Raw genomic sequence first — 23991 nt, forward strand, 5'->3', positions numbered from 1 at the left:
CGGCCGCATGGACGCGATGCGTGACCCCGGCCACAATGCGCCATCCCAGCCCGATGCCTCCCATGAAGCCCATATCCTGCCACCTGCCTGCCGTTCTCCTCCTCGGCGCCGCCATGCTCTCGACGCCGGTGCTGGCCGCCGATGCCTCCGTGGATGCCCGCCTCACCGCGCGTGGCATCCAGTTCGAGGTGGACGGGGACGGCGACTACAAGGTGACCTACTCCTACCAGCAGGAAAACCGAAGCCAGCTGGTGTTCGTGTCCGGCCGAACCGAGCAGGTCAACGGCATCAGCATCCGCGAAGTCTTTTCGCCCGCCGGTCGTGTGGCGGCTGACGGCATCGACGGCACCAAGGCGCTCGCCCTGCTGGCCGACAGCCGCAGCAAGAAGCTCGGCAGCTGGGAGATCGCGGGCGACGTCCTCTACTTCGTCATCAAGCTGCCCGACAGCATCGACGCTGCCGCGCTCGAGGCGGCGATGGACATCGCCTCCGAAACGGCGGACAACAAGGAGATCGAGCTCTCCGGCGACAAGGACGATCTGTAAGTGAGCTATCGCGAGGGACGCTTCTGGCAGCCGGACGTCACCGTGGCCACGGTCGTGGTCCGCGATGGCAGGCTGCTGATGGTGGAGGAACGCGCGCAGGGCCGTCTGGTGTTCAACCAGCCGGCCGGCCACCTGGAACCCGACGAGAGCCTGCTGGAAGCCGCCCGCCGCGAGACGCTGGAGGAAACCGGCTGGGAGGTCGCGCCGACCGCCTTCATCGGCGCCTACCAGTGGAAGGCCGAGACCGGCCGCCACTACCTGCGCTTCGCCTTCGCCGCGGATCCCGTGCGCCATCTGCCCGAGCGGCCGCTCGACGACGGCATCGTGCAGGCGCTGTGGCTGACGCCGTCCGAACTGCAGGCGCAGTCGGACCGTCACCGCAGCCCGCTGGTGTGGCAGGTGGTGCAGGACTTCCTGGCCGGGCGCCGCTCGCCGCTGTCGACGCTGCAGCAGATCGCATGAGCGCCCCGCGCGTCATCGTCGGCGTGTCCGGTGGCGTGGATTCGTCCGTCGCTGCCCTGCAGCTGGTGCAGGCGGGTGAGTCCGTCGCCGGCCTCTTCATGCAGAACTGGGCCGACGACGGGACCGGCGAGTGCCGCGCGGAAGACGATCGCCGCGATGCGGTCGCGGTCTGCGGCCGGCTGGGCATTCCGTTCCACTTCCGCGACTTCTCCGGCGAGTACTGGCGGGGCGTGTTCGAGCACTTCCTCGCCGAATATGCCGCCGGACGCACGCCCAACCCGGACGTGCTGTGCAATCGCGAGGTCAAGTTCAAGCATTTCCTCGATGCGGCACGGGAACTGGGCGCCGAGAAGATCGCCACCGGCCACTACGCACGCATCGACCAGCAGGGTGGCCGCTGGCGCCTTCTGCGCGGCATGGATCGCAGCAAGGACCAGAGCTACTTCCTGCACCAGCTTGGCCAGGCACAGCTGTCGGCCACCCTGTTCCCGATCGGCGGGCTGCAGAAGACCGAGCTGCGCCGCATCGCGCGCGAGGCAGGGTTGCAGACGCACGACAAGAAGGATTCCACCGGCATCTGCTTCATCGGGGAGCGCGACTTCCGCGAATTCCTCGGGCGCTACCTGCCGGCGAAGCAAGGCGAGATGCGCGACCCGGCGGGCCAGGTGATCGGCGAGCATCCCGGTGTGTTCTATTTCACCCTGGGCCAGCGCGAAGGCCTTCAGATCGGCGGCGTGCGCGGGCGTCCGCAGGCGCCGTGGTATGTGGTCGGCAAGGACGTGGCGAACAATGTGCTGTACGTCGACCAGGACACGCAGAGCCCGTACCTGATGTCGGTGCGGCTGTGGACCGAAACCGCGCACTGGGTGGGGGGCAGTCCGCCCGCCGCGCGGTTCGCCTGCACCGCACAGACACGCTACCGCCAGCCGGATGAAGCCTGTGACGTGGAGGTCCACGACGACGGCACGGTGTCGGTGCATTTTCCGCGCCCGCAGCGCGCCGTCACGCCGGGCCAGTCGCTGGTCCTCTACGCTGGCGACGAATGCCTGGGAGGCGCGGTGATCGCGCGCACGGACGCCCCTCTCGAAACGAAACTCGCGGAGCAAGCAGCTTGAGCAATCGATACTCCGACCGCGTACTGGCCCTGGCCGGGCTGGCGCAGTCCCTCCACCAGGTCCGCCGCATCGCCGAGACCGGCCAGTCCGAAGGTGCGGCCGTGCAGGCGGCGCTGGACAGCGTGTTCCGCATCGACGCCGCCACGCCGCTGGCCGTGTACGGCCGTATCGGCGACCTCGCCCCGGGCCTGCGCGTACTGCGCGGCTACCTGGCCAAGGAAACGCAGGACAACGGCCTCTCCCGCCTGGCCATGGCCGTGCTGCAGCTGGAGCGTCGGTTCGTGCGCGAAGAGGACACGGTGCATGCGGTCACGCGTGGCCTGGCCGAGATCGCGCCCCGCGCCGAGCAGCAGGGCAGCACGCATCCGGACGTGCTGTCCGCGCTGGGCGGCCTGTACGCCGACACCATCAGCCATCTGCGTCCGCGCGTGATGGTCCAGGGCAATCCGCATTACTTGGGACAGCCCGGCGTGGTGGCGGAGATCCGCGCCATCCTGCTCGCCGCCGTGCGCTCGGCGGTGCTGTGGCGGCAGTTGGGCGGCACGATGTGGGACTTCGTCTTCAGCCGGCGGCAGATGCTGGACGCCGTGGACGACTGGCTGCCCTGACCCGCCATCGCGCAAGAAAAAGGCCCGGCATTGCCGGGCCTTTTCGTTACTGCCTGCCGATCAGGCCGCGACGGTCTTCGCCACGTCCTGGTATTCCTCGATCTGGTCGAAGTTCATGTAGCGGTAGATCTCGGCGCCCTTCTCGTTGATCACGCCGATGTCGGCCATGTACTCGGCCTTGGTCGGGATCCTGCCCAGGCGCGAGCAGATCGCGGCCAGCTCTGCCGAGCCGAGGAACACGTTGGAGTTGCGGCCCAGGCGGTTGGGGAAGTTGCGGGTCGAGGTGGAGAACACCGTCGCGCCCTCGCGCACCTGCGCCTGGTTGCCCATGCACAGCGAGCAGCCCGGCATTTCCATGCGCGCACCGGCGGTACCGAAGGTGCCGTAGACGCCTTCCTTGGTCAGCTCGGACGCATCCATCTTGGTCGGCGGCGCGACCCACAGGCGGGTCGGAATGTCGCGCTTGCCTTCCAGCAGCTTGGCCGCCGCGCGGAAATGTCCGATGTTGGTCATGCACGAGCCGATGAAGACCTCATCGATCGCGGTGCCGGCCACGTCGGACAGCGTCTTCACGTCGTCCGGATCGTTCGGGCAGGCCAGCAGCGGCTCGTGCACCTCGGCCAGGTCGATCTCGATGACGGCGGCGTACTCGGCGTCGGCATCCGGCTCCAGCAGCTGCGGGTCGGCCAGCCAGGCTTCCATCTTGGCGATGCGGCGGGCCAGCGAACGGGCGTCGGCATAGCCTTCGGCGATCATCCACTTCAACAGCGTGATGTTGCTGGTGAGGTACTCGATGATCGGTTCCTTGTTCAGTCGCACGGTGCAGCCGGCGGCCGAGCGTTCTGCCGAGGCGTCGGACAGCTCGAACGCCTGTTCCACCTTCAGGTCCGGCAGGCCTTCGATCTCGAGGATGCGGCCGGAGAAGATGTTCTTCTTGCCCTGCTTGGCGACGGTCAGCAGGCCCGACTTCAGCGCGTAGTACGGGATGGCATTGACCAGGTCGCGCAGGGTAACGCCGGGCTGCATCTCGCCCTTGAAGCGCACCAGCACCGATTCCGGCATGTCCAGCGGCATCACGCCGGTGGCCGCGGCGAATGCGACCAGGCCCGAGCCGGCCGGGAACGAGATGCCCACCGGGAAACGCGTGTGCGAGTCGCCGCCGGTGCCGACGGTGTCGGGCAGCAGCATGCGGTTGAGCCAGCTGTGGATCACGCCGTCGCCCGGGCGCAGCGAGATGCCGCCACGGGTGGAGATGAACTCCGGCAGCGTGTGGTGCGTCTTCACGTCGACCGGCTTCGGATAGGCCGCCGTGTGGCAGAACGACTGCATCACCAGATCGGCCGAGAAGCCCAGGCAGGCCAGGTCCTTCAACTCGTCGCGGGTCATCGGGCCGGTGGTGTCCTGCGAGCCCACCGAGGTCATCTTCGGTTCGCAGTAGGTGCCCGGGCGCACGCCCTGGCCTTCCGGCAGGCCACAGGCGCGGCCCACCATCTTCTGCGCCAGCGAGAAGCCCTTACCGCTGTCGGCCGGCTGCTGCGGCTGGCGGAACAGGTCCGTCGCCGGCAGCTTCAGCGCTTCGCGCGCCTTCGCGGTCAGCCCGCGGCCGATGATCAGCGGAATGCGGCCACCGGCACGCACTTCGTCGAACAGCACCTCGGACTTCACCTGGAACTCGGCGATCACCTGCCCGTCCTTCAGTGCCTTGCCCTCGTACGTGCGCAGCTCGACCACGTCGCCGTGGTTCATCTGCGACACGTCGAGTTCGATCGGCAGCGCGCCTGCGTCCTCCATGGTGTTGTAGAAGATCGGGGCGATCTTGGAACCCAGGCAGACGCCGCCGAAGCGCTTGTTAGGGATGAACGGGATGTCCTCGCCGGTGAACCACAGCACGCTATTGGTCGCCGACTTGCGCGAGGAACCGGTGCCGACCACGTCGCCGACGTAGGCGACCAGGTGGCCCTTCTCCTTCAGCGACAGGATTTCCTGCACCGGACCGCGCTTGCCGTCTTCCTCGGGTACGAACGGCGCGTCGGGGCGCTTGTTCTTCAGCATCGCCAGCGCGTGCAGCGGGATGTCCGGGCGCGTGGTCGCGTCGGGTGCAGGCGACAGGTCGTCGGTATTCGTCTCGCCGGGCACCTTGAACACGGTGATAGTGAGCGACTGGGGCACTTCCGGCTTGCTGGTGAACCACTCGGCATCGGCCCAGCTCTTCAGCACTGCCTGGGCGTGGGCGTTGCCCTGCTCGGCCTTCTCCTGCACGTCGTGGAAGCTGTCGAACATCAGCAGCGTGTGCTTCAGGCCTTCGGCGGCGGTCGCACCCAGCTCGGCGTTGTCCAGCAGCTCGATCAGCGGGTGGATGTTGTAGCCGCCCAGCATCGTGCCCAGCAGCTCGGTGGCGCGCTTGGGCGTGATCAGCGGGGTCTTCTCGGTGCCGAATGCGACGGCGGCCAGGTAGGACGCTTTCACCTTGGCGGCATCGTCGACACCGGCAGGCACACGGTGGGTGATCAGCTCGACCAGGAAGTCTTCCTCCCCGGCCGGCGGATTCTTCAGCAGTTCGATGACCTCGGCCGTCTGCTGGGCCGACAGCGGCAGCGGCGGGATGCCCAGCGCGGCGCGCTCGGCTACGTGGTGGCGATAGGCTTCCAACATGGGTGGCTCCGGTCGTTCGTTGATGCGGTGGAATGGGAAAGCGGGGTGCTGCTTATTCGTTCGCGGGCACGATCAGTTTCAGGCCCTTGAAATAGTCGCGGTGGAAGGCGGTGTCGAAGGTGATCAGACCGTCGCACTGCAGCAGCGCGTGCGCGCCGACCAGGAAGTCGGCGATCGGCCGCGGTTCGCCACTGCGCTGGCGGTGCCGGCGCTGCATCTCGCCGGCCCGCAGCGCGGACTTGGCTTCGACGGCGCTGAAGTGGACACCCATCTCCTCCAGCGCGGCCAGGGCATCGGCACCGTTGCGCAACGAGGCGCACAGCTGCGCCAGTGCGGCATCGCAGACCACGACGCGTCCGCTGCCCAGGCTCTGGCGCAGGCCGGCCTCGACCGCATCGGCACGCGGGCCGTCGGTCAGCAGCTCGATCAGGACGGGCGCGTCGACGGCGATCATTCGCGGGTGGTGCCCTTGGCGGCATCCGCGTCGAGGGCGAACTTGCCGCGCACGCGCGAAATCGCGTCGTCGACGCTCTTCCGCAACACGATGCGGCTACCCTCCAGTTCGACCTTCAGCACACTGCCCTTGGTCAGGCCCAGCGCATCGCGCACGGCCTTGGGCAGGGTGATCTGGCCGCGTTCGGCCACGGTGGCTTCCATCGTCACGCCCTCTTGAGTATGGATGAATTATACATACTTTCGTTGACGTACCGAATGCGAACCCGTTCCGCTACCCCGTCCGTTGGTCGGGTCCCGGCCCTGGCCGGGGTTGGCGGATAATCCGGGCAAGCCTCGACAAGACGCGCGGGACAGACGCCTTATGCTGCTCCCGCACCCCTTTTCCCAGCTACAGGAGCCTCCGCGATGAGCGATTCCTTCGCCACCCGCCGAACCCTGGACGTGAACGGCACGTCCTACGCGTACTACAGCCTGCCGGCGCTCGCCGAGCGGCTGGACCCGGAGGGAGGCTTCGCCCGCCTGCCCTATTCCCTGAAGATCCTGCTGGAGAACCTGCTGCGCTGCGAGGACGGGGTCACGGTGCTGCCCGAGCACATCCGGGCGGTGGCCGCCTGGGAAGCGACCAGGGAACCCGACACGGAAATCGCCTTCATGCCGGCGCGCGTGGTGCTGCAGGACTTCACCGGCGTGCCCTGCGTGGTGGACCTGGCCGCCATGCGCGATGCCGTGGTCAAGCTGGGCGGCAGCCCGGACCAGATCAATCCGCTGATTCCGTCCGAGCTGGTGATCGACCACTCGGTGCAGGTGGACGTGTTCGGCAGCCCCGACGCGCTGGACCTCAACGGCAAGATCGAGTTCGAGCGGAACAGGGAGCGCTACGGCTTCCTGCGCTGGGGTCAGAAGGCGTTCGACAACTTCAAGGTGGTACCGCCGAATACCGGCATCGTCCACCAGGTGAACCTGGAAAACCTCGCCCGCGTGGTGATGACCGGCGAGCAGGACGGACAGGCCATCGCCTATCCCGACACCGTGTTCGGCACCGACAGCCACACCACGATGATCAACGGCATCGGCGTGCTGGGCTGGGGCGTGGGCGGCATCGAGGCCGAGGCGGCGATGCTGGGCCAGCCCTCGTCGATGCTCATCCCGCAGGTGGTCGGCTTCAAGCTGACCGGCAAGCTGCCGGAAGGCGCCACCGCCACCGACCTGGTGCTGACGGTCACCCAGATGCTGCGCAAGCTGGGCGTGGTGGGCAAGTTCGTCGAGTTCTACGGCGACGGCCTGCAGCACCTGCCGCTGGCCGACCGGGCCACCATCGGCAACATGGCGCCCGAGTACGGCGCGACGTGCGGCATCTTCCCGATCGACCGCGAGTCGCTGACCTACCTGCGCCTGTCCGGCCGCAGCGAAGCACAGATCGCGCTGGTCGAGGCCTACGCCAAGGCGCAGGGACTGTGGCACGACGCCGACAGCCCGCATGCCGAATACAGCGCCACGCTGCACCTGGACATGGGCGACGTGAAGCCCTCGCTGGCCGGCCCCAAGCGCCCGCAGGACCGCGTGCTGCTGCAGGACGTGAAGCAGAACTTCCGCGACAGCCTGGTGCCGTTCGCCGATGCGCGCCGCAAGCGCATCGACCTGGTGCAGGAAGACCGGCTGAAGAACGAGGGCGGCGGCGGGACGGCCGTCGGTGCGAAGGAAGCCGCGCACGAATCCGCCCCCGACAGCGGTGCGAAGAAGCTGCGCGACGGCGATGTGGTGATCGCCGCCATTACGTCCTGCACCAACACCTCCAACCCGGCGGTGATGCTGGGCGCCGGCCTGCTCGCCCGCAACGCGGTGGCGAAGGGGCTGAAGGCGCAGCCGTGGGTCAAGACCTCGCTCGGTCCGGGCTCGCGCGTGGTGACCGATTACCTGGACAAGGCCGGCGTGCTGGACGACCTGGAGAAGCTCGGCTTCTACGTGGTCGGCTACGGCTGCACCACCTGCATCGGCAACTCGGGCCCGTTGCCAGACGATGTCTCCGCGGCGATCGCCGCCGATGATCTGGTCGTCGCCTCGGTGCTGTCCGGCAACCGCAACTTCGAGGGCCGCGTGCATCCCGAAGTGAAGATGAACTACCTGGCCAGCCCGCCGCTGGTGGTGGCGTACGCCATCGCCGGTACCACCGACATCGACCTGACCACCGAGCCGCTGGGCACGGGCAGCGACGGCCAGCCGGTGTACCTCAAGGACATCTGGCCGACCAACAAGGAAATCGGCGACTTCATCGCCCGCACCGTCGGACCGGAGATGTTCGCCAAGAACTACGCCGACGTGTTCAAGGGCGATGCGCGCTGGAACACCATCGCCTCGCCCGACGGCGATCTGTACGCCTGGGATGGCGACTCGACCTACATCAAGAACCCGCCCTACTTCGACGGCATGTCGATGGACGTCGGCAGCATCGACGACGTGCATGGCGCGCGCGTGCTCGGACTGTTCGGCGATTCCATCACCACCGACCACATCTCCCCGGCGGGCAACATCAAGAAGGACTCGCCTGCGGGCCGCTTCCTGGTCTCGCGCGGCGTGCAGCCGGCGGACTTCAACAGCTACGGCAGCCGCCGCGGCAACGACGACGTGATGGTGCGCGGCACCTTCGCCAACATCCGCATCAAGAACCTGATGCTGGGCGGCGAGGAAGGCGGCAACACGCTGTACTTCGGCAGCACCCCGCCGGAGAAGATGTCCATCTATGACGCGTCGATGAAGTACCAGGCCGATGGCGTGCCGCTGGTGGTGATCGCGGGCAAGGAATACGGCACCGGCTCGTCGCGCGACTGGGCCGCCAAGGGCACCAACCTGCTGGGCGTGAAGGCGGTGATCGCCGAGAGTTTCGAGCGCATCCATCGCTCCAACCTGGTCGGCATGGGCGTGCTGCCGCTGCAGTTCGTCGACGGCCAGAATGCGCAGTCGCTGGGGCTGGATGGCTCGGAAACCTTCGACGTGACCGGACTGGAGGATGGCGCGGCGAAGACCGCCAAGGTCACGGCGCGCAAGGCCGACGGCAAGACCGTCGAGTTCCAGGCCACGGTCCTGCTGCTCACGCCGAAGGAAGTCGAGTACTTCCGCCACGGCGGCCTGCTGCACTACGTGCTCCGCCAGCTGGCGTCGCGCAAGGCGGCCTGAGGTCCGCGGAAGAACGCCCGCCGAGGCACGGCGGGCGTTCCCCTGCAGGAGCGACGTGAGTCGCGACCGGATACCGGTGTTGTCCGGCCACGACGGGCCAGGCGCTTCCCTGCCCGCCCTTGTCGCCCGGCACACGCCGACACGTTGCCGGTTCTGCATGCTCCCGGCGTTGCGGCTCTTGAAGCCCTTCGCATCGGGGCCACGGAGACCGCACATGACACCACGTATCCAGCGTCCGGTATTTCGGTACGCGGGCATCTGCTTCGGCATGCTGGCAGCCTGCGGATGCCTTGCGGCCCATCCCGATGCCGAGCAGGCACGGCGCATCGCCGATCAGTTCGTCGCCGGCCAGCAGGCGGCGGCAGGCAACCCGCAGGAGAGCCGGGAGGCCGGCGAGGTGGTCGCGACCGATCTCGACGGCGATGGCCAGGCCGAGATCGTCGTCCTCTGGACCATGTACGGTCCGACCTACTGGGACCATGGCGTCGCCGTGCTGGCGAAACGGGGATCGCGCTACGTCCCCGCGGGAGAAACGCAGGACGCCCTGGGCCTGGTGGAAGGGATGACCGTGGCAGGCGGGGTGATCGAGCTGAAGACGAAGTGGCCAGGGCCCCATGATCCGCGCTGCTGTCCCACCGTGCCCAAAACGCTGCGCTATCGCTGGACGGCGGGAGCGCTCAGCCCGTTGAAATGACGGCGGCTAACGGCCGCGCTCCCATCGCGCGTGGTGCACGCGCCAGTCGTCCGCCTCCAGGCGCCAGGCCGTCACCACCCGATACGTGCCCGCCTGGTCCGGCAGCACGCCACCCTGGCCGGCGGTCAGCAGCAGGTCGAACGCCACCTCCGCATTGTCGCCATCGACCGAAACATCCAGCGGACCGGTGGTGGCGCCGATGCGCGTGTTCGTCAGCGCACGCGCGCGCAGCAGGTTGTGCAATGCAGCACGATCGAGGCCGTCCTCGCCCACGAAATCCGTGCTGACACCCTCGATGAAATCGCTCGGGCTGCCCGCCTCCACCGCCGCCTGCATGGTGTCGAACTGCTGCCGCAACCGGGCTTCCGGTGTATCGGAGGCGCAGGCAGCGAGCAGCGAGAGACAGGCGAGCAACCCGCCGCGAAACGTGATTCCGGTCTTCGCCATCCAAACCTTCGCCTTTTCCATCCGGAACGGTATGCTCCCGACAGGCGCCGCGTGCGGCGTTTGCCCATTGAGCGCCGCAAGGCAACCCGAAGACCCTGGGGAGGGAATGGAACGATGAGTCAGGAACGTCCGTGGTTCAAGAGCTATCCGCAAGGCGTGCCGCAGCAGGTGGACCTGGAGCAGTACCGCTCCATCGTGTCCGTCTTCGATGAGGCGATCAGCAAATACCGAGACCGCCCCGCGTTCCGCAACTTCGGCAAGACCCTGACCTACGGCGAGATCGACACGCTCAGCCGGCAGTTCGCCGCGTACCTGCTGGGCGAGCTCAAGCTCAAGAAGGGCGACCGTGTCGCCATCATGATGCCGAACTGCCTGCAGTACCCCATCGCGATCTTCGGCGTGCTGCGCGCCGGCCTGACGGTGGTCAACGTCAACCCGATGTACACGCCGCGCGAACTGAAGCACCAGCTGGTCGACTCGGGCGCCAGCGTGCTGCTGGTGGTGGACAACTTCGGCAAGACCGCACAGGAAGCGCTCGCCGGTACGCAGGTGAAGCAGGTCATCACCACCGCGCTGGGCGACCTGGTCGGTTTCCCGAAGGGGGCCATCGTCAACTTCGTGCTGAAGTACGTGAAGAAGATGGTGCCGGACTACGACATCCCGGGCGCCGTGCGCTTCAAGGACACGCTGACGCTGGGCCAGCTGCACACCCTGCCCGAGATCGACATCGACTCCGGCGACATCGCCTTCCTGCAGTACACCGGCGGCACCACCGGCGTGGCCAAGGGCGCGATGCTCACGCACCGCAACCTGGTGGCGAACATGCAGCAGGCCGGCGTGTGGGTAGGCACCGGCCTGGATTACGGCAACGAGGTCATCATCACCGCGCTGCCGCTGTACCACATCTTCGCGTTGACGGCGAACTGCCTGGTCTTCATGAAGCTCGGCGGCCTCAACCACCTGATCACCAACCCGCGCGACATGCCGGGCTTCGTGAAGGAACTGAAAGCCACGCGCTTCACCGCGATCACCGGCGTCAACACGCTGTTCAACGGACTGCTCAATACGCCCGGCTTCGACGAGGTGGATTTCTCCAACCTCAAGATGACCCTGGGCGGCGGCATGGCGGTGCAGCGCGCCGTGGCGGAGAAGTGGAAGAAGGTCACCGGCGTGACGCTGGTCGAAGCCTACGGCTTGACGGAAACCTCGCCGGCGGCGTGCATCAATCCCATGGATCTGCACGACTACAACGGCGCCATCGGCCTGCCCGTGCCGTCCACCGATGCCTGCCTGAAGGACGACGACGGCAATGTCGTGCCGGTCGGCGAAGTCGGCGAGCTGTGCATCAAGGGTCCGCAGGTGATGAAGGGTTACTGGCAGCGTCCGGAGGAAACGGCCAACGTGATGGACGCCGACGGCTGGCTGCACACCGGCGACATGGCGAAGATGGACGAGAACGGCTTCTTCTATATCGTCGACCGCAAGAAGGACATGATCCTGGTGTCCGGCTTCAACGTGTACCCGAACGAGGTCGAGGACGTGATCGCCGGCATGGACGGCGTGCTGGAAGTGGCTGCGATCGGCGTGCCCGACGACAAGTCCGGCGAGGCCGTGAAGGTCTTCATCGTGAAGAAGGACCCCTCCCTCACCGCCGAGCAGGTGAAGGCGTTCTGCCGCGACAACCTCACCGGCTACAAGCAGCCCCGCCACATCGAGTTCCGTACGGAACTCCCGAAGACGAACGTCGGCAAGATCCTGCGCAAGGAACTGCGGGAGCCCGCGAAAACCGCGTGAAGCCCTGTTCAGCGGATCAGGAAAGGCCGGCCTTGCGCCGGCCTTTTTCTTTGGGTTCAGGCCTTTAGTGGGGAATTCTAGACGGGCGTCACAAATATGGAGCGTCGTGGCGATTCCACGCTGCCAAGGTGCGACAAGCGCGCGCGTGCACTGGATTTTAATTATTCGTTCAGGTGTAGGATCGGCGCGTGATGCCACCTGCGTCACACAAATCCATCACCCGCTTCCCCTGCCGCGCGGGCAATACCCCTCCAAGGAGCTTTCCATGAACAACGTCGAAAAACTGCAGCGCACCCGTGCTTTCCCGACCATCCGCGTCGAATCGGAACCCAGCGGTGATGCGCACTGGATGTACATGCACTCGGATGCCGCGCCGGGCGTGCGCCCGTGCTTCCGCAGCCAGATGCTCGACGACGTGCTGAGCTTCATGAATTCGATCACCCTGCGCGAATCCCAGCGCCAGCCGGGCAAGCTGCGGCACCTGGTGGTCGCGTCCGACGCCAACGCCTTCAATCTCGGCGGCGATCTCGAACTCTTCTCGCAGCTGATCCGCGAGAACAACCGCGACCGCCTGCTGAGCTACGCGCGCCGCTGCATCGATGGCGTGCATCACCTCAACACCGGACTGGGTGGCGACGTGCGCACGATTGCGCTGATCCAGGGCGATGCGCTGGGCGGCGGCCTGGAGATCGCGCTCTCCTGCCACACCATCGTCGCCGAGGAAGGCGTGGACATGGGCCTGCCGGAAGTGCTGTTCGGGCTGTTCCCGGGCATGGGCGCCTACTCGTTCCTGTGCAAGCGCGTGTCGCCGCAGGTCGCCGAAAAGATCATCCTGGACGGCAACATCTACACCAGCGACGAACTGCATGCGATGGGCGTGGTGGACGTGCTGGTGCCGAAGGGCCAGGGTGCCGCCGCGGTACAGACCATCATCGACAGGCAGCGCCGTTCGCCGCATGCGCACCTGGCGCTGAACGCCTGCCGCAACCTCGCCCAGCCGGTCGGCTACGACGAACTGATGGGCATCACCGAGGTGTGGGTCGACACCGCGCTGACGCTGGGCGACAAGTCGCTGAAGATGATGGAGCGCATCGTCCGCGCGCAGGAGAAGCGGTCCATCCGCGCCGCCTGATCGCCTGCACGCCTGCGTCCATCGCAGGAACCTACAGGGGACAACCAGGGGGTTGAAGCGCGCATGGCGCCTTCAAGGGCGAGTCCGGGCCACCGTACTCGCCTCGGACCCTACCTTGCGCAGGGCGTGGCATCTGCCCGCCTTCCCTCCTGTTCCGTCGGCGTCGACACGACCCCCGGCGATCAGGAAGACGAGTTCTCGTTGCCCTTGCCGCCCGCATTGCGCACGCGCTGGCGTGCATCGAGCGCGGCACGGCCATGGCTCAGGTGCGAGTTCAGCGCCGCCAGGCGATGCCGCCACTCGCGCGTGATCTGCCAGTCCGCCAGGCTCATCATTTCGCCGGCCGCCGCGGCCAGCTTCACCAGGCCCAGGTTGCTGGCCACGCCCTTCAGGGCATGCGCATGCTCGCGGAGGTGTTCGCCATCGCCCCGCTCCATCGCGTGCGCCATGGCACCGATACAGCCATCGGCGTCGTTGAGGCATTGTTCGATGAACTCGCGCTCGAAGGCTTCGCCCATGCCGAGCGCGGTGAGTTCGTCCAGCACGCTGACATCCAGCACACCGTCCGAGACTTCCGTGCGCACCGGCGCCGCACTGGTGGCGGTGGCCGTGACGCGACCGGAGGTGGCGATGTCGGCCAGCGCATCGAGCAGCCGCGTCGCGACCACCGGCTTGGCCAGGAACGCGCGCGCGCCGGCCTGCTCGCAGCGCCGGATGGATTCCGGCGTGACGTCGGCGCTCAGGATGAGCACCGGCGTGCGGCTGCCGCTGCCGGCTTCCATCACGCGCAGCTGTTTCAGCAGGTCCAGGCCACTCAGGCCCGGCATGTGCAGGTCGCAGATGACAGCGTCGTAGGACGCCGATTCCAGCGCATCGAGGACTTCCTCGCCGCCATTGACGCAGGTGATCCGATGGCCGGCCTTCTGCAGCAGGCGCTGGACCACCATACGGTTGGCCTCGTGGTCGTCGGCCACCAGGATCTGCATGCTGCGCACGCGCGCGCGATGGCGCAGGAACGGATCGGAGAACGCGATGATGTTCTCCGCGCTCGATGTTTCGGGCTCTTCCTGCAGCCATTCGTCGTGGCCATGCACGGCCGGCACCATCACGCGCTCCGGCACCGCCTCGAACGGCAGTTCGACCCAGAAGCAGCTGCCACGCTCCTCATGGCTTTCGAAGCCGATGGTGCCGCCCATCGCCTCGGTCAGGCCCTTGGCGATCGTCGTGCCCAGGCCGGTGCCGCCGTAGCGGCGCGACAGGCTGCCGTCGGCCTGCTCGAACGCCTCGAACAGCCGCTCGCGCAACGCCACGGGGACGCCGATGCCGGTGTCGGTGACGGTGAAGCGCAGGCGGATCCGACCTTCCTCGACCTGCGCCGGTGCCACCACCAGGCGAACTTCGCCCTCGTCGGTGAACTTCACCGCATTGCCCGCCAGGTTCAGCAGCACCTGCCGCAGGTGGCCGGCGTCGCCGCGCAGCTTGAGGGGAATGGCATCGTCCACCACGCCTTCGTAGCGGACCTGCTTGCCGCGCGCCTGCGGCATCAGGATCAGGCCGATGCTCTCGACCAGTTCGCGTGGCGAGAACTCCACCACGTTGAGCTTGACCTTGCCCGCCTCGATGGCGGAGATGTCCAGCACGTCCTCGACCAGGCCCAGCAACGTGCGCGTCGAGGCCTGGATGGTGGACAGGCATTCGCGCTGTTCGGCATCCAGGCGGGTCGTCGCCAGCAACTCGGACATGCCCGCCAGGCCGTTGAGCGGCGTGCGGAATTCATGGCTCATGTTGGCCAGGAAACGGCTCTTGGCCTCGTTGGCCCGGCGCGCCTCGTCGGTGGCGCGGGTCAGGTCGCGCAGCAGGCCGGACAGGTACATCGGCACCGCGATCAGGCCCAGCACCAGGCCCACGCCCAGGGTCAGGTTGCCGCGCCAGTAGTCGTTCATCGCCACCACGGCGGCGAACGCCGTGCTGGCCATCGCCACCGCCACCACCAGATAGCGGTTGCCGTAGCGCAGGCCGTTGCCGACCGTGATCCACATGAGCACCACGTAGGCCCAGGACAGCGGTTCGCCCATGCCGATCATCGCGGCCGCCAGCAGGCCGTAGTCGGCCACCATGCCCAGGCCCCGTCGCACGTGCGACTTGCCCGGCTGCACCAGCAGCCACGCGAAGATACCCAGGCCGTTGACCAGCCCCGAGGTGATGATGGCCAGCACGATGGCGTATTCGTCGGACGGCAGCGCCGCGCGCGAGGACGGCAGCAGCGCATAGGCCAGGATGATCGAGATCAGCGCGACGCGGATCAGCGCCTGGCCGTGTTCACTGTCGCCGCGATGCGCCAGGCGGGACTTGATCCAGCTGAGGGGATTGGTCATGGCTCACTCCATCCCTGGACGGCTCTGCACCGTCGAGTAGCGTTCGCAGATGTCGTCGAGCCGCGCCCGCCCACGGATCAGCGCGTCGACACATGCAGGATCGAACAGGCGACCACGCTGGGCGTACAGGTACGCGAGCGCGGCATCCTTCTCCCACGCCTTCTTGTACGGGCGCGGCGAAATCAGCGCATCGAACACATCCGCCACCGCCACTATCCTCGCTTCCAACGGGATCTGCTCGCCGACGAGGCCATCGGGGTAGCCGCTGCCGTCGTAGCGTTCGTGGTGGCGCAGCGCGATCAGCGCGCCGGTCTGGATGAAACGGTTCTGGCTGCCGGACAGCAGCTGATGGCCGATCTTGGGATGGCGCCGCATGACCTCGGTCTCGTCGGCGGTCAGCGGACCGGCCTTCATCAGCACCGAATCCGGAATGGCGATCTTGCCCATGTCGTGCAGCGGCGCCGCCATCTCGATGGTGCGCACTTCGTCTTCCGGCAGGCCGAGCTGCTCGGCGATCAGGCCGGCCACGTGCGCCATGCGCTCGAGGTAGGCGCTGGTGCCGCTGTCGCGGTATTCGATGGCGCGGGCCAGGCGCGACAGCGTCTCGCGTTCGCGTTCCTCGACCTCGTGCATGCTGGACAGCAGGCGCTGCTCCAGCGACAGGGCGCGCTGCTTGACGTTCTCGGACTGCTGGCGCAGCTGCAGCAGGTTGCGGCAGCGGGCGCGCAGCTCGCGCGGACGCACCGGCTTGACCAGGAAATCGATCACGCCGGCTTCCAGCGCCGCCTGGCGGATCGGCTCGTCGCCGACCACAGTGATCAGGATGATGGCGATGTCGCGGTGCATCGGCAGGCGACGGAAGCGCCGGGCGAACTCCAGCCCGTCCATGCCCGGCATGCGGTAGTCCAGCAGCAGCAGGTCGGTCCGGTTGCGCTCGCACCACTCCAGTGCGGCCAGGGGATCGCCGAAATCGTGGACGGCCAGTTCGGACGCGATGTCCTCGATGACATGGCGCAACATCGTGCGCGCGGACGTCTGATCGTCGACGATGACGATGTTCAAAGCGTTGCCCACCCCTTGTGGCCACGTCACGTGGCTATCGGGCAAGGATACTCCGGCGGCGCTCGCATCCAACATGTCGTCAGTCCTGTTCGGCGGCACGGCCCCCGTCGGGGTCCGCGATCCACGGAGGGAACCGATGCGTATCCCGGGGCCCCCTCCCCTGATCTCTATCGGCGCGGGCGGCGGAAAATTGACCGTCCTGCCCGTGACACGACGCAGGAAGCGTGCCAGCCGTCGCAAGGGCCTGTCAGGGCTGAGCAAAGGGACCTCCGTAACGCGTTTTTGGGCCTGTCCGTCCCTCCGTGACGGGTGGCGCGACGGGAAAACCGGCACCGGCGACGGCCTCGCCTGGTGCCGCCGGACCCGCCGCGTCATGCCGGCGAGCGCCCATTCTGCCCCGGAGCGTCACCCGATTGACGTGCCGGGCCTGTTCTTTCACCCCTGGCTTTCCGGGCGCATGTAGGGAAACAGCAGGACATCGCGGATCGACTCCGACCCGGTCAGCAGCATCACCAGCCGGTCGATGCCGATGCCCAGGCCGCCGGTGGGCGGCAGGCCGACCTCCAGGGCGCGGATGTAGTCGGCGTCGAAGTGCATGGCCTCGTCGTCGCCGCCCTCCTTGGCCTGGACCTGGGCCATGAAGCGCGCGGCCTGGTCCTCGGGGTCGTTCAGTTCGGAGAAGCCGTTGGCGATCTCCTTGCCGTTGATGAACAGCTCGAAGCGGTCGGTGTAGCCCGGCTGGTCGTCGTTGGCCCGCGCAAGCGGCGACACTTCCACCGGATGGTCGGTGATGAAGGTGGGCTGCACCAGGGTGTGTTCGACCGTCTTCTCGAAGATCTCCAGCAGCAGCTTGCCCCAGCCGTACGACGGCTTGACGTGGATCTTCAGGCGCTCGCAGTGGCGCACCAGCGCGTCGCGGTCGGTGCAGTCGGCCAGCGTGATCTCGGGATTGTGGTGGCGGACCGCCTCGTCCATGCGCCAGCGGCGGAAGGCCGGCTCCAGGTCGATGTCCTGGCCGTCCCACGCCACCTGGCCGGTGCCCAGGACCTCGTGCGCGACATCGCGGATGACGCCTTCGGTGAGGTCCATGATCTCGGTGTACGTGGCGTAGGCCTCGTACAGCTCAAGCATGGTGAATTCCGGGTTGTGGCGGGTGCTGACGCCTTCGTTGCGGAAGTTGCGGTTGATCTCGTAGACGCGCTCCAGGCCGCCGACCACCAGACGCTTCAGGTAGAGCTCCGGCGCCACGCGGAGGTAGAGGTCCAGGTCGAGCGCATTGTGGTGCGTGGTGAACGGCTTGGCCGCGGCGCCGCCGGGGATGTAATGCATCATCGGCGTCTCGACCTCGAGGAAGCGCCGGGTGTCCAGCCACTCGCGGATCGCGCGGATGATGCGCGAGCGCTTGATGAACACGTCGCGCGCTTCCGGCGTGACGATCAGGTCGACGTAACGCTGGCGGTAGCGCTGCTCGACGTCGGACAGGCCGTGCCACTTGTCCGGCAACGGACGCAGCGATTTGGTGAGCAGGCGCAACGCGTCGGCCTTCACCGACAGCTCGCCGGTACGCGTGCGGGTCAGTCCACCTTCCACGCCGACGATGTCGCCGATATCCCAGCCCTTGAAGGCGTCGTACGTTTCGCCGAGCGTGTTGGCCTGCAGGAACAGCTGGATGCGGCCGGACTCGTCCTGGATCTGCACGAAGCTGGCCTTGCCCATCACCCGCTTGGCCATCAGCCGCCCGGCCAGCTTCACCCGCCGGCCGCTGGCTTCCAGCGCCTCGCCGGTCCACAGCTCGGCATCCTCGTACTGCGTCTGCAGGTCGCCCGCGTAGTCGGTACGCCGGAAATCGTTGGGGAAGGCGATGCCCTGCCCGCGCAGCGCGGTCAGTTTGGCGCGACGCTCGGCGATGAGGCTGTTCTCGTCCTGCGGAGGCGTGTGGTCGGTCATCGGTTCTTATCGTGTTCTTGGACGTGGGAGCGACGTGAGTCGCGAGCTGTTTCGGCGCAACTTCGCGACTCACGTCGCTCCCACAAGGGAGCTTCCGGTCGCGTCAGGCGTCGATGCGTTTGGCGCCGGCTTCCAGGCCGGATTTCAGGCTGGCCTCGACGAACTCGTCCAGGTCGCCGTCCAGCACCTTCTGCGTATCCGAGCGCTCCACGCCGGTGCGCAGGTCCTTGATGCGGCTCTGGTCCAGCACGTAGTTGCGGATCTGGCTGCCCCAGCCGATATCGGACTTGGTAGCTTCCACCGCGTCGCGTTCGGCGTTGCGCTTCTGGATCTCCAGCTCGTACAGCTTGGCGGCCAGCATCTTCATCGCGTTGTCGCGGTTCTGGTGCTGGCTGCGGCCGGTCTGGCAGGCGACCACAATGCCGGTCGGCACGTGGGTGATGCGCACGGCCGATTCGGTCTTGTTGACGTGCTGGCCACCGGCGCCGGACGAGCGATACACGTCGGTCTTCAGGTCGGCCGGGTTGATGTCGATGTCGATGTTGTCGTCGACTTCCGGCGACACGAACACCGAGGTGAAGCTGGTGTGGCGGCGGTTGTCCGAGTCGAACGGCGACTTGCGCACCAGGCGGTGCACGCCGGTCTCGGTCTTCAGCCAGCCGTAGGCGAAGTCGCCCTCCACGCGGAGCGTGGCCGACTTGATGCCGGCGACGTCGCCGCCGCTGGCTTCCATCAGTTCGGTCTTCCAGCCGCGCGACTCGCACCAGCGCAGGTACATGCGCAGCAGGATCTCGGCCCAGTCCTGCGCCTCGGTGCCGCCGGCACCGGCCTGGATGTCGACGAAGGCGTTGGCGCTGTCCATCTTGCCGGAGAACATGCGCTGGAACTCCAGCTTGTCCACGTGCGCGGCATAGCGCTCGACGTCGGCCACCACGGCGTGCGCGGTGTCCTCGTCGTTCTCCATCTCGGCCAGTTCCAGCAGTTCGCCGGCGCCGGTCAGGCCTTCCTCGATGTCGCGGATGCCGTTGACGGTCTTGTCCAGCAGCGAACGCTCGCGGCCCAGTTGCTGGGCGTACTCGGCGTTGTTCCAGATGTCCGGGCTTTCCAGCTCGCGGTTTACTTCTTCCAGGCGCTCGCGCTTGGCATCGTAGTCAAAGATACCCCCGAAGCGAGGCCAGCCTGTCCTGCAGGTCGGCGATGCGCTGGCGGATGGGATTGAGCTCGATCATGGGTCGTGTCGCGGGGGATGGAAACGGTCGGCAAGGATACCAGAGGCGCCCCGGCGGCCGCGGCGCGCGCGGCCAGGCTGGAATGCGACTTGCATGTTCTACCGTGCGTCCTCCCATGAGCCGTCCGCGCATGCCGACTCCCACCGCTGCCCTGCCCGCGCCGCTGCTGTCCTGGCTGGTCGGTCTCGCCCTGCTGCTGGGCCTGCCCTCTTCGCGCGCCCAGGATGCCGCGGGCGCCAACGCCCGCGCCGACGACGTGAAGCGCTGCCTGCAGCTGCGGCGCGATGCGCCACCGGTGGCGGTCGCATTGGCGGAATCGCTGCTGCGTGCGCCCGACCTGACCGTCGAAGACGAGATGAAGGTCTACAGCTGCCTCGGCATCGCGGCCGGACTTGCCGGCGACCAGGTCCGGGCCACCGAGGCCGGCGCGCACATGGAGCGGCTGGTCCGCGAACACCCGCGCCTGCCGGCGGCCTTCCGGGCGCGCGCGTATTCGCAGGCCGGTTCGATCTTCCATGGCGCCGGCCAGATCCACCGCGCGGAAGCGGCCTACCTGCAGGTGCAGGCGCTGGCGGCCCACCTGCCGGCGGACGAGGCCGGCCTGTTCCAGGCCACCACGCTCAGCAATATCGGCCTGATCCATGCGGACTACCTGGATTCGCCTGAGATCGCGGACGACTACCATCGCCGGGCGCTTGCGGCCGCCGCGGCGGTCGGCCTGGAAGATCCCCTGATCCTCCACAACCATGCGCTCAACCTGGTCAGCCTGGGCCGCACCGCCGATGCCATGGCGGCCATCGACCGGGCCGAAGCCGTCGCGCGCCGCAAGCAGGCGCAGTCGGTGGTCGATCGCCTGCGTGCCGAACGCGCCGGCCTGTGGATCGCCGACGGACAGCTGGCGAAGGCGGGCCCGGTGCTCGATGCGGTCATCCGTGCGCAGGAGCGCAGCGCCGACCGTCCCGGCCTGGCAGGATCGCTGGCGAAGCGGTCCACGCTGCAACGCCTGTCCGGCGATGCGGCCGGTGCGCTGGCGACGGCGAAGCGGGCCTGGTCGTACGTGGACGGTACGCCGCAGCCGCAGAAGCAGCGTGAGGTGCTGCGCGCCTGGATGGCCGCGCACGCCGCGCTCGGCCAGGCCGAGGCGGCCATGGCGGTCGGTACGCGCCTGCATGGACTGGAGATGCAGTCCGTCAAGGCGCAGCGGCTGGAGCTGCTGGCGGACCTGCAGGCACGCAGCGAGAGCGCCGCGGCCCAGCGCGAGTTGCAGGCCATGCGCCACCAGGCGCAGATCCGCCTGCTGAACGACGAGAAATCGACGCTGCTGCGGCGTGCGGGCGTCGCGCTCCTTCTGCTGCTGGTGCTGGCGGGCGTGGGCTTCGGCCTGCTGCAGCGGCGCAAGAACCGGCAGCTGCGCCGCGTCAGCGCCACCGACCCGCTCACCGGGCTGCGCAACCGACGTGCCGCCACCGAAAGAATGAAGGCGATCGCAGCGCACTCGCCTGCGGCCGGCACGCGCCATGTGCTGTTCCTGATCGACATCGACCATTTCAAGCAGGTCAACGACGGCTTCGGCCACCATGCCGGCGACCAGGTACTGGTCGCGCTGGCGCGGCGGCTGCGCGAGATCGCGCGCGCCGACGACGTCATCGCACGCTGGGGCGGCGAGGAGTTCCTGATGGCCTGCGCGGATCTCACCGAAGCGCAGGCCTGCACGGTCGCCTCCCGCCTGCACGAAGCGCTGTGCGAAGTGCATGAAGTGGCGCCGCACCAGCGCTGGCCATTGACCGTGTCGCTGGGGTTCGCGCCGTTCCCGTTCTTCGACAACGCTGCCGGCGGGTGGGACTACGCCTTGCGCATGGCCGACCGCGCCCTGTACGCCGCCAAGGATCGTCGCAATGCCTGGGCCGGACTGTGGGGTCGTGCGTTGCCGGCCGTCGTCACACCGCCGCAGTTGCTCGATGCGCCCGAAGACGCTGTTCGCAGCGGTGTCATCGGACTGGTGGCCAGTTACGCAGTGGAACGGCTCCCGCAGGTCCCGGCGGCACGCGCGGCCTAGGACGCCTCCGCGCCCGTGCGCTGGCGCAGTTCCTGGCGATAGCGACGGCTGCAGGGCAGCACGCCGCCGTCCTTGAGGTGCACGCGGGCGTCCCCGGTGTCCATCGGCTCGATCGATGCCACCTGTTCCAGGCTGACGATGTAGCTGCGATGGATGCGGGCGAAGCGACGGGGATCGAGACGGGCCTCGATGCCGGCGATCGTGCTGCGCAGCGGGTAGTCATGGCCGCGCACGCGCAGGTTGACGTAGTTGCCGGCCGCCTGGGCCCATTCGATGTCGTTGGCGGCCACCAGGAACTCGCGGCCGAGCTTACGCACCAGGAAGCGTTCCGGCTGGTCCACCGGTTCCAGCGGAGGCCCCTCGTCTGGCTCGGCGAGCAGGCTGGCCTCGCCCTGCCAGCGGCGCAGCAGGAAGCGGTAGCCCTCCACGACCACCACGATGGTGGCGAAGCTGCGCGCGTCCTTCAGGTACTCGTAGGCCAACTCGCGTGGCCACGGCCCGAAGTCGTAGGTCATGCCCTGCGTCCGGTACGCCAGCACGCGCAAGGCGACCATGCCCGCCACGTGCACCAGGCAGACCAGCACGCTGGCCAGCGCGTATTCGCCCAGCCGCGTGCGCCAGGTGTCCCAGTGCAGCGGGCGCTCGCGGGTGTACCAGACGATGGCCGGAATCAGCACCAGCAGCCATACCAGCGCACTGCTCGTTTCCCAGACCATCGGCTCCCATGCCTGGATGCCCGACTCACCGCGCCGGAGCTCCATCAGCGTGGTCAGGCTGTTGGCGATGCAGTTGGCTGCGGTCACCGCGATCCAGAATCCCGCCTCCACCCATCCCTTCCACGGCAGGTAGCGCTCGTAGGTCAATGCATCCTTGTCGCTCATGCGCGCAGTGTAGCGACCGTTCCCGGGACACGCGCCGCAGTTCGTCCCCGAGGGCCCGCAGTTCGTCACCGGGCGCCTGACGTTCGTCACTCTGCGATGATCGGCAACGCTCGCCGCCCAGAGGCTGCCGGTTCCAATGAAGAGGGAGTTCGCCATGCAACGTCGCCACGACCTGGACTGGGTCCGCGTATGCGCGTTCGCGCTGCTGGTCCTGTACCACGTGGGCATGTACTACGTGACCTGGGACTGGCACGTCAAAAGCCCGGCCGCCAGCGAGGCGCTGGAGCCCTTCATGCTGCTCAGCTCGCCCTGGCGGCTGTCGTTGCTGTTCCTGGTCTCGGGCACGGCCACCGCGTTCCTGCTGGGCAAGGCGCAGCGGCGGGCGGAAGCGGCCGGAACCCGCACGCGCTTCCTGGGCGGCCGCTCATGGCGGCTGCTGGTGCCGCTGGTCTTCGGCATGCTGGTGATCGTGCCGCCGCAGGCCTATTACGAAGTGGTCGAGCAGTTGCCGGGCGGCTACCACGACGGCTACCTGGCGTTCTATGGGCGCTACCTGACCGCCTACGACGGCTTTTGCGATGCCGACGGTTGCCTGGACGTCCCCACATGGAACCATCTGTGGTTCGTCGCCTATCTCTGGGTCTATACCCTGGTGCTGTGGCTGTTATGGCGGCTGGCGCCGCGGGCGCTCGACGCGTCTGGCAGTCTGCTCGCGCGCGCGTTGTCCGGGCTGGGAGTGCTGGTCTGGCCAGTCCTGTTCCTGGGGATGGCACGGGTCCTGCTGGTCGGCCGCTTCGAGCAGACACATGCCCTGGTCGACGACTGGTACAACCATGCGCAGTACTTCGGCGTCTTCTTGTTCGGCTTCCTCGTCGCCCGTGCAGAAGGGGTATGGCAGGCGATCGACCGGCTGCGCTGGCCGGCGCTGGCGACGTGGCTCGCCAGCTGGGCGGCACTGATAGCCTACTTCACCCGCTATGCCGATGCCGATCCGCCGGAAGCGCTGCGCATGGCCATGCGCATGGGCTGGGCACTGAACCAGTGGTGCGCCATCCTCGCGGTGCTCGGCTTCGCGTACCACTGGCGACCCGGCGACAGCCGCGCCTTGCGCTATCTGGTGGCCGCGGTGTTCCCCGTCTACATCCTGCACCAGACCGTCATCGTGGTGGTGGCGCACCACCTGAAGCCGCTGGCGATTCCGCCCGCCTTCGAGGGCCCGTTGCTGGTCGCGATCACCTTCGCCGCGTGCTTCGCGGGCTACGAAGTGATCCGGCGCGTACGCTGGCTGCGGCCGCTGTTCGGGTCGAAACCCACGGAAGGCGCGGTGCGCAACGGACCGCCGCTGGCGACCGAGCCGCGGTGACG

19 protein-coding genes are annotated in these 23991 nt (G+C 67.7%); 10 read left to right on the plus strand and 9 right to left on the minus strand.

Annotated elements, in window-relative coordinates; all coding sequences use genetic code 11:
- Positions 1 to 62 precede the first annotated feature (62 nt).
- From VGN58_RS08665 to hflD, 4 genes are read left to right on the plus strand one after another with little or no spacing between them, the layout of a single operon-like run.
- Positions 63 to 545: a hypothetical protein gene (locus VGN58_RS08665; protein WP_327482848.1), complete on the plus strand. Its 483-nt coding sequence runs from the start codon at positions 63 to 65 to the stop codon at positions 543 to 545.
- A complete protein-coding gene (locus tag VGN58_RS08670) occupies positions 546 to 1007 on the plus strand; it encodes an NUDIX hydrolase (protein ID WP_327482849.1) in 462 nt (153 codons plus the stop codon).
- Positions 1004 to 2122, plus strand: a complete 1119-nt coding sequence (gene mnmA / locus VGN58_RS08675) for a tRNA 2-thiouridine(34) synthase MnmA (RefSeq protein ID WP_327482850.1) — start codon at positions 1004 to 1006, stop codon at positions 2120 to 2122. Before VGN58_RS08670 ends, mnmA begins: the two co-directional genes overlap by 4 nt.
- Entirely contained in the window at positions 2119 to 2730 is a 612-nt protein-coding gene (hflD, locus tag VGN58_RS08680; RefSeq protein WP_327482851.1) for a high frequency lysogenization protein HflD, read from the plus strand. The genes mnmA and hflD overlap by 4 nt, the downstream gene beginning before the upstream one ends.
- Positions 2731 to 2790: 60 nt before the next feature.
- On the opposite strand, the gene acnB is transcribed toward hflD, so the two are convergent.
- The 3 genes from acnB to VGN58_RS08695 are packed head-to-tail and all read right to left on the minus strand — an operon-like array spanning position 2791 to position 6039.
- The gene (acnB, locus tag VGN58_RS08685) at positions 2791 to 5382 is read right to left on the minus strand and encodes a bifunctional aconitate hydratase 2/2-methylisocitrate dehydratase (RefSeq protein WP_327482852.1); all 2592 of its coding nucleotides are present in this window, start codon (positions 5380 to 5382) and stop codon (positions 2791 to 2793) included.
- 52 nt (positions 5383 to 5434) lie between these two features.
- Positions 5435 to 5836, minus strand: a complete 402-nt coding sequence (locus VGN58_RS08690) for a type II toxin-antitoxin system VapC family toxin (protein WP_327482853.1) — start codon at positions 5834 to 5836, stop codon at positions 5435 to 5437.
- Positions 5833 to 6039, minus strand: coding sequence for an AbrB/MazE/SpoVT family DNA-binding domain-containing protein (locus VGN58_RS08695; RefSeq protein WP_327484615.1), 207 nt, complete (start codon positions 6037 to 6039; stop codon positions 5833 to 5835). Before VGN58_RS08695 ends, VGN58_RS08690 begins: the two co-directional genes overlap by 4 nt.
- A 204-nt stretch (positions 6040 to 6243) precedes the next feature.
- On the opposite strand from VGN58_RS08695, the gene acnA reads away from it, so the two are divergent.
- Both acnA and VGN58_RS08705 read left to right on the plus strand, forming a co-directional pair.
- Positions 6244 to 9009 (plus strand): aconitate hydratase AcnA, encoded by a 2766-nt coding sequence (acnA, locus tag VGN58_RS08700; RefSeq protein ID WP_327482854.1) that lies wholly within the window; start codon positions 6244 to 6246, stop codon positions 9007 to 9009.
- Positions 9010 to 9223: 214 nt separating this feature from the next.
- Positions 9224 to 9703 carry a hypothetical protein gene (locus VGN58_RS08705; RefSeq protein WP_327482855.1) on the plus strand — a complete coding sequence of 160 codons (480 nt, stop codon included), beginning with the start codon at positions 9224 to 9226 and terminating at the stop codon, positions 9701 to 9703.
- A 6-nt stretch (positions 9704 to 9709) separates the two neighbouring features.
- Here VGN58_RS08705 and VGN58_RS08710 read toward each other — a convergent pair whose 3' ends face one another.
- Positions 9710 to 10150 carry a nuclear transport factor 2 family protein gene (locus VGN58_RS08710; RefSeq protein WP_327482856.1) on the minus strand — a complete coding sequence of 147 codons (441 nt, stop codon included), beginning with the start codon at positions 10148 to 10150 and terminating at the stop codon, positions 9710 to 9712.
- A gap of 114 nt (positions 10151 to 10264) precedes the next feature.
- Here VGN58_RS08710 and VGN58_RS08715 point away from each other — a divergent pair, with 114 nt between their 5' ends.
- Both VGN58_RS08715 and VGN58_RS08720 read left to right on the plus strand, forming a co-directional pair.
- Positions 10265 to 11944, plus strand: a complete 1680-nt coding sequence (locus VGN58_RS08715) for a long-chain fatty acid--CoA ligase (protein WP_327482857.1) — start codon at positions 10265 to 10267, stop codon at positions 11942 to 11944.
- Positions 11945 to 12209: 265 nt separating this feature from the next.
- On the plus strand, positions 12210 to 13076 hold the full coding sequence (locus tag VGN58_RS08720) for a crotonase/enoyl-CoA hydratase family protein (protein ID WP_327482858.1): 867 nt from the start codon (positions 12210 to 12212) through the stop codon (positions 13074 to 13076).
- A gap of 182 nt (positions 13077 to 13258) precedes the next feature.
- Here the strand turns inward: VGN58_RS08720 and VGN58_RS08725 are convergent, their stop codons facing one another.
- The 4 genes from VGN58_RS08725 to prfB form a co-directional block, all read right to left on the minus strand.
- Positions 13259 to 15451, minus strand: coding sequence for an ATP-binding protein (locus VGN58_RS08725; protein WP_327482859.1), 2193 nt, complete (start codon positions 15449 to 15451; stop codon positions 13259 to 13261).
- A gap of 3 nt (positions 15452 to 15454) precedes the next feature.
- Entirely contained in the window at positions 15455 to 16588 is a 1134-nt protein-coding gene (locus VGN58_RS08730; RefSeq protein ID WP_327482860.1) for a two-component system response regulator, read from the minus strand.
- A 360-nt stretch (positions 16589 to 16948) separates the two neighbouring features.
- Complete coding sequence (lysS, locus tag VGN58_RS08735; RefSeq protein WP_327482861.1) at positions 16949 to 18460, minus strand: lysine--tRNA ligase; 1512 nt, start codon at positions 18458 to 18460, stop codon at positions 16949 to 16951.
- A 103-nt stretch (positions 18461 to 18563) separates the two neighbouring features.
- A protein-coding gene (gene prfB / locus VGN58_RS08740) for a peptide chain release factor 2 (RefSeq protein ID WP_327482862.1) occupies positions 18564 to 19689 on the minus strand; the annotation gives its coding sequence in 2 pieces (ribosomal slippage) (positions 18564 to 19613 and positions 19615 to 19689; 1125 coding nt in all).
- Positions 19690 to 19819: 130 nt separating this feature from the next.
- On the opposite strand from prfB, the gene VGN58_RS08745 reads away from it, so the two are divergent.
- Positions 19820 to 21745, plus strand: a complete 1926-nt coding sequence (locus VGN58_RS08745; RefSeq protein WP_327482863.1) for a GGDEF domain-containing protein — start codon at positions 19820 to 19822, stop codon at positions 21743 to 21745.
- On the opposite strand, the gene VGN58_RS08750 is transcribed toward VGN58_RS08745, so the two are convergent.
- The gene (locus VGN58_RS08750; protein WP_327482864.1) at positions 21742 to 22626 is read right to left on the minus strand and encodes a LytTR family DNA-binding domain-containing protein; all 885 of its coding nucleotides are present in this window, start codon (positions 22624 to 22626) and stop codon (positions 21742 to 21744) included. The two genes, VGN58_RS08745 and VGN58_RS08750, sit on opposite strands and share 4 nt — an antisense overlap.
- 154 nt (positions 22627 to 22780) lie before the next feature.
- Here VGN58_RS08750 and VGN58_RS08755 point away from each other — a divergent pair, with 154 nt between their 5' ends.
- Positions 22781 to 23989: an acyltransferase family protein gene (locus tag VGN58_RS08755; protein WP_327482865.1), complete on the plus strand. Its 1209-nt coding sequence runs from the start codon at positions 22781 to 22783 to the stop codon at positions 23987 to 23989.
- Positions 23990 to 23991 lie beyond the last annotated feature (2 nt).

Source organism: Pseudoxanthomonas sp., from assembly GCF_035999195.1.
Lineage (GTDB): Bacteria > Pseudomonadota > Gammaproteobacteria > Xanthomonadales > Xanthomonadaceae > Pseudoxanthomonas_A.

What these genes read in the sequence shown, in the direction of transcription:
- VGN58_RS08725 (WP_327482859.1), bottom strand. Translation starts at nt 15,451, where the DNA reads ATGACCAATCCCCTCAGCTGGATCAAGTCCCGCCTGGCGCATCGCGGC.
- VGN58_RS08695 (WP_327484615.1), bottom strand. Translation starts at nt 6,039, where the DNA reads ATGGAAGCCACCGTGGCCGAACGCGGCCAGATCACCCTGCCCAAGGCC.
- acnA (WP_327482854.1), top strand. Translation starts at nt 6,244, where the DNA reads ATGAGCGATTCCTTCGCCACCCGCCGAACCCTGGACGTGAACGGCACG.
- VGN58_RS08705 (WP_327482855.1), top strand. Translation starts at nt 9,224, where the DNA reads ATGACACCACGTATCCAGCGTCCGGTATTTCGGTACGCGGGCATCTGC.
- acnB (WP_327482852.1), bottom strand. Translation starts at nt 5,382, where the DNA reads ATGTTGGAAGCCTATCGCCACCACGTAGCCGAGCGCGCCGCGCTGGGC.
- VGN58_RS08755 (WP_327482865.1), top strand. Translation starts at nt 22,781, where the DNA reads ATGCAACGTCGCCACGACCTGGACTGGGTCCGCGTATGCGCGTTCGCG.
- VGN58_RS08730 (WP_327482860.1), bottom strand. Translation starts at nt 16,588, where the DNA reads ATGTTGGATGCGAGCGCCGCCGGAGTATCCTTGCCCGATAGCCACGTG.
- VGN58_RS08690 (WP_327482853.1), bottom strand. Translation starts at nt 5,836, where the DNA reads ATGATCGCCGTCGACGCGCCCGTCCTGATCGAGCTGCTGACCGACGGC.
- VGN58_RS08715 (WP_327482857.1), top strand. Translation starts at nt 10,265, where the DNA reads ATGAGTCAGGAACGTCCGTGGTTCAAGAGCTATCCGCAAGGCGTGCCG.
- mnmA (WP_327482850.1), top strand. Translation starts at nt 1,004, where the DNA reads ATGAGCGCCCCGCGCGTCATCGTCGGCGTGTCCGGTGGCGTGGATTCG.
- VGN58_RS08750 (WP_327482864.1), bottom strand. Translation starts at nt 22,626, where the DNA reads ATGAGCGACAAGGATGCATTGACCTACGAGCGCTACCTGCCGTGGAAG.
- VGN58_RS08745 (WP_327482863.1), top strand. Translation starts at nt 19,820, where the DNA reads ATGCCGACTCCCACCGCTGCCCTGCCCGCGCCGCTGCTGTCCTGGCTG.
- lysS (WP_327482861.1), bottom strand. Translation starts at nt 18,460, where the DNA reads ATGACCGACCACACGCCTCCGCAGGACGAGAACAGCCTCATCGCCGAG.
- VGN58_RS08720 (WP_327482858.1), top strand. Translation starts at nt 12,210, where the DNA reads ATGAACAACGTCGAAAAACTGCAGCGCACCCGTGCTTTCCCGACCATC.
- VGN58_RS08665 (WP_327482848.1), top strand. Translation starts at nt 63, where the DNA reads ATGAAGCCCATATCCTGCCACCTGCCTGCCGTTCTCCTCCTCGGCGCC.
- VGN58_RS08710 (WP_327482856.1), bottom strand. Translation starts at nt 10,150, where the DNA reads ATGGCGAAGACCGGAATCACGTTTCGCGGCGGGTTGCTCGCCTGTCTC.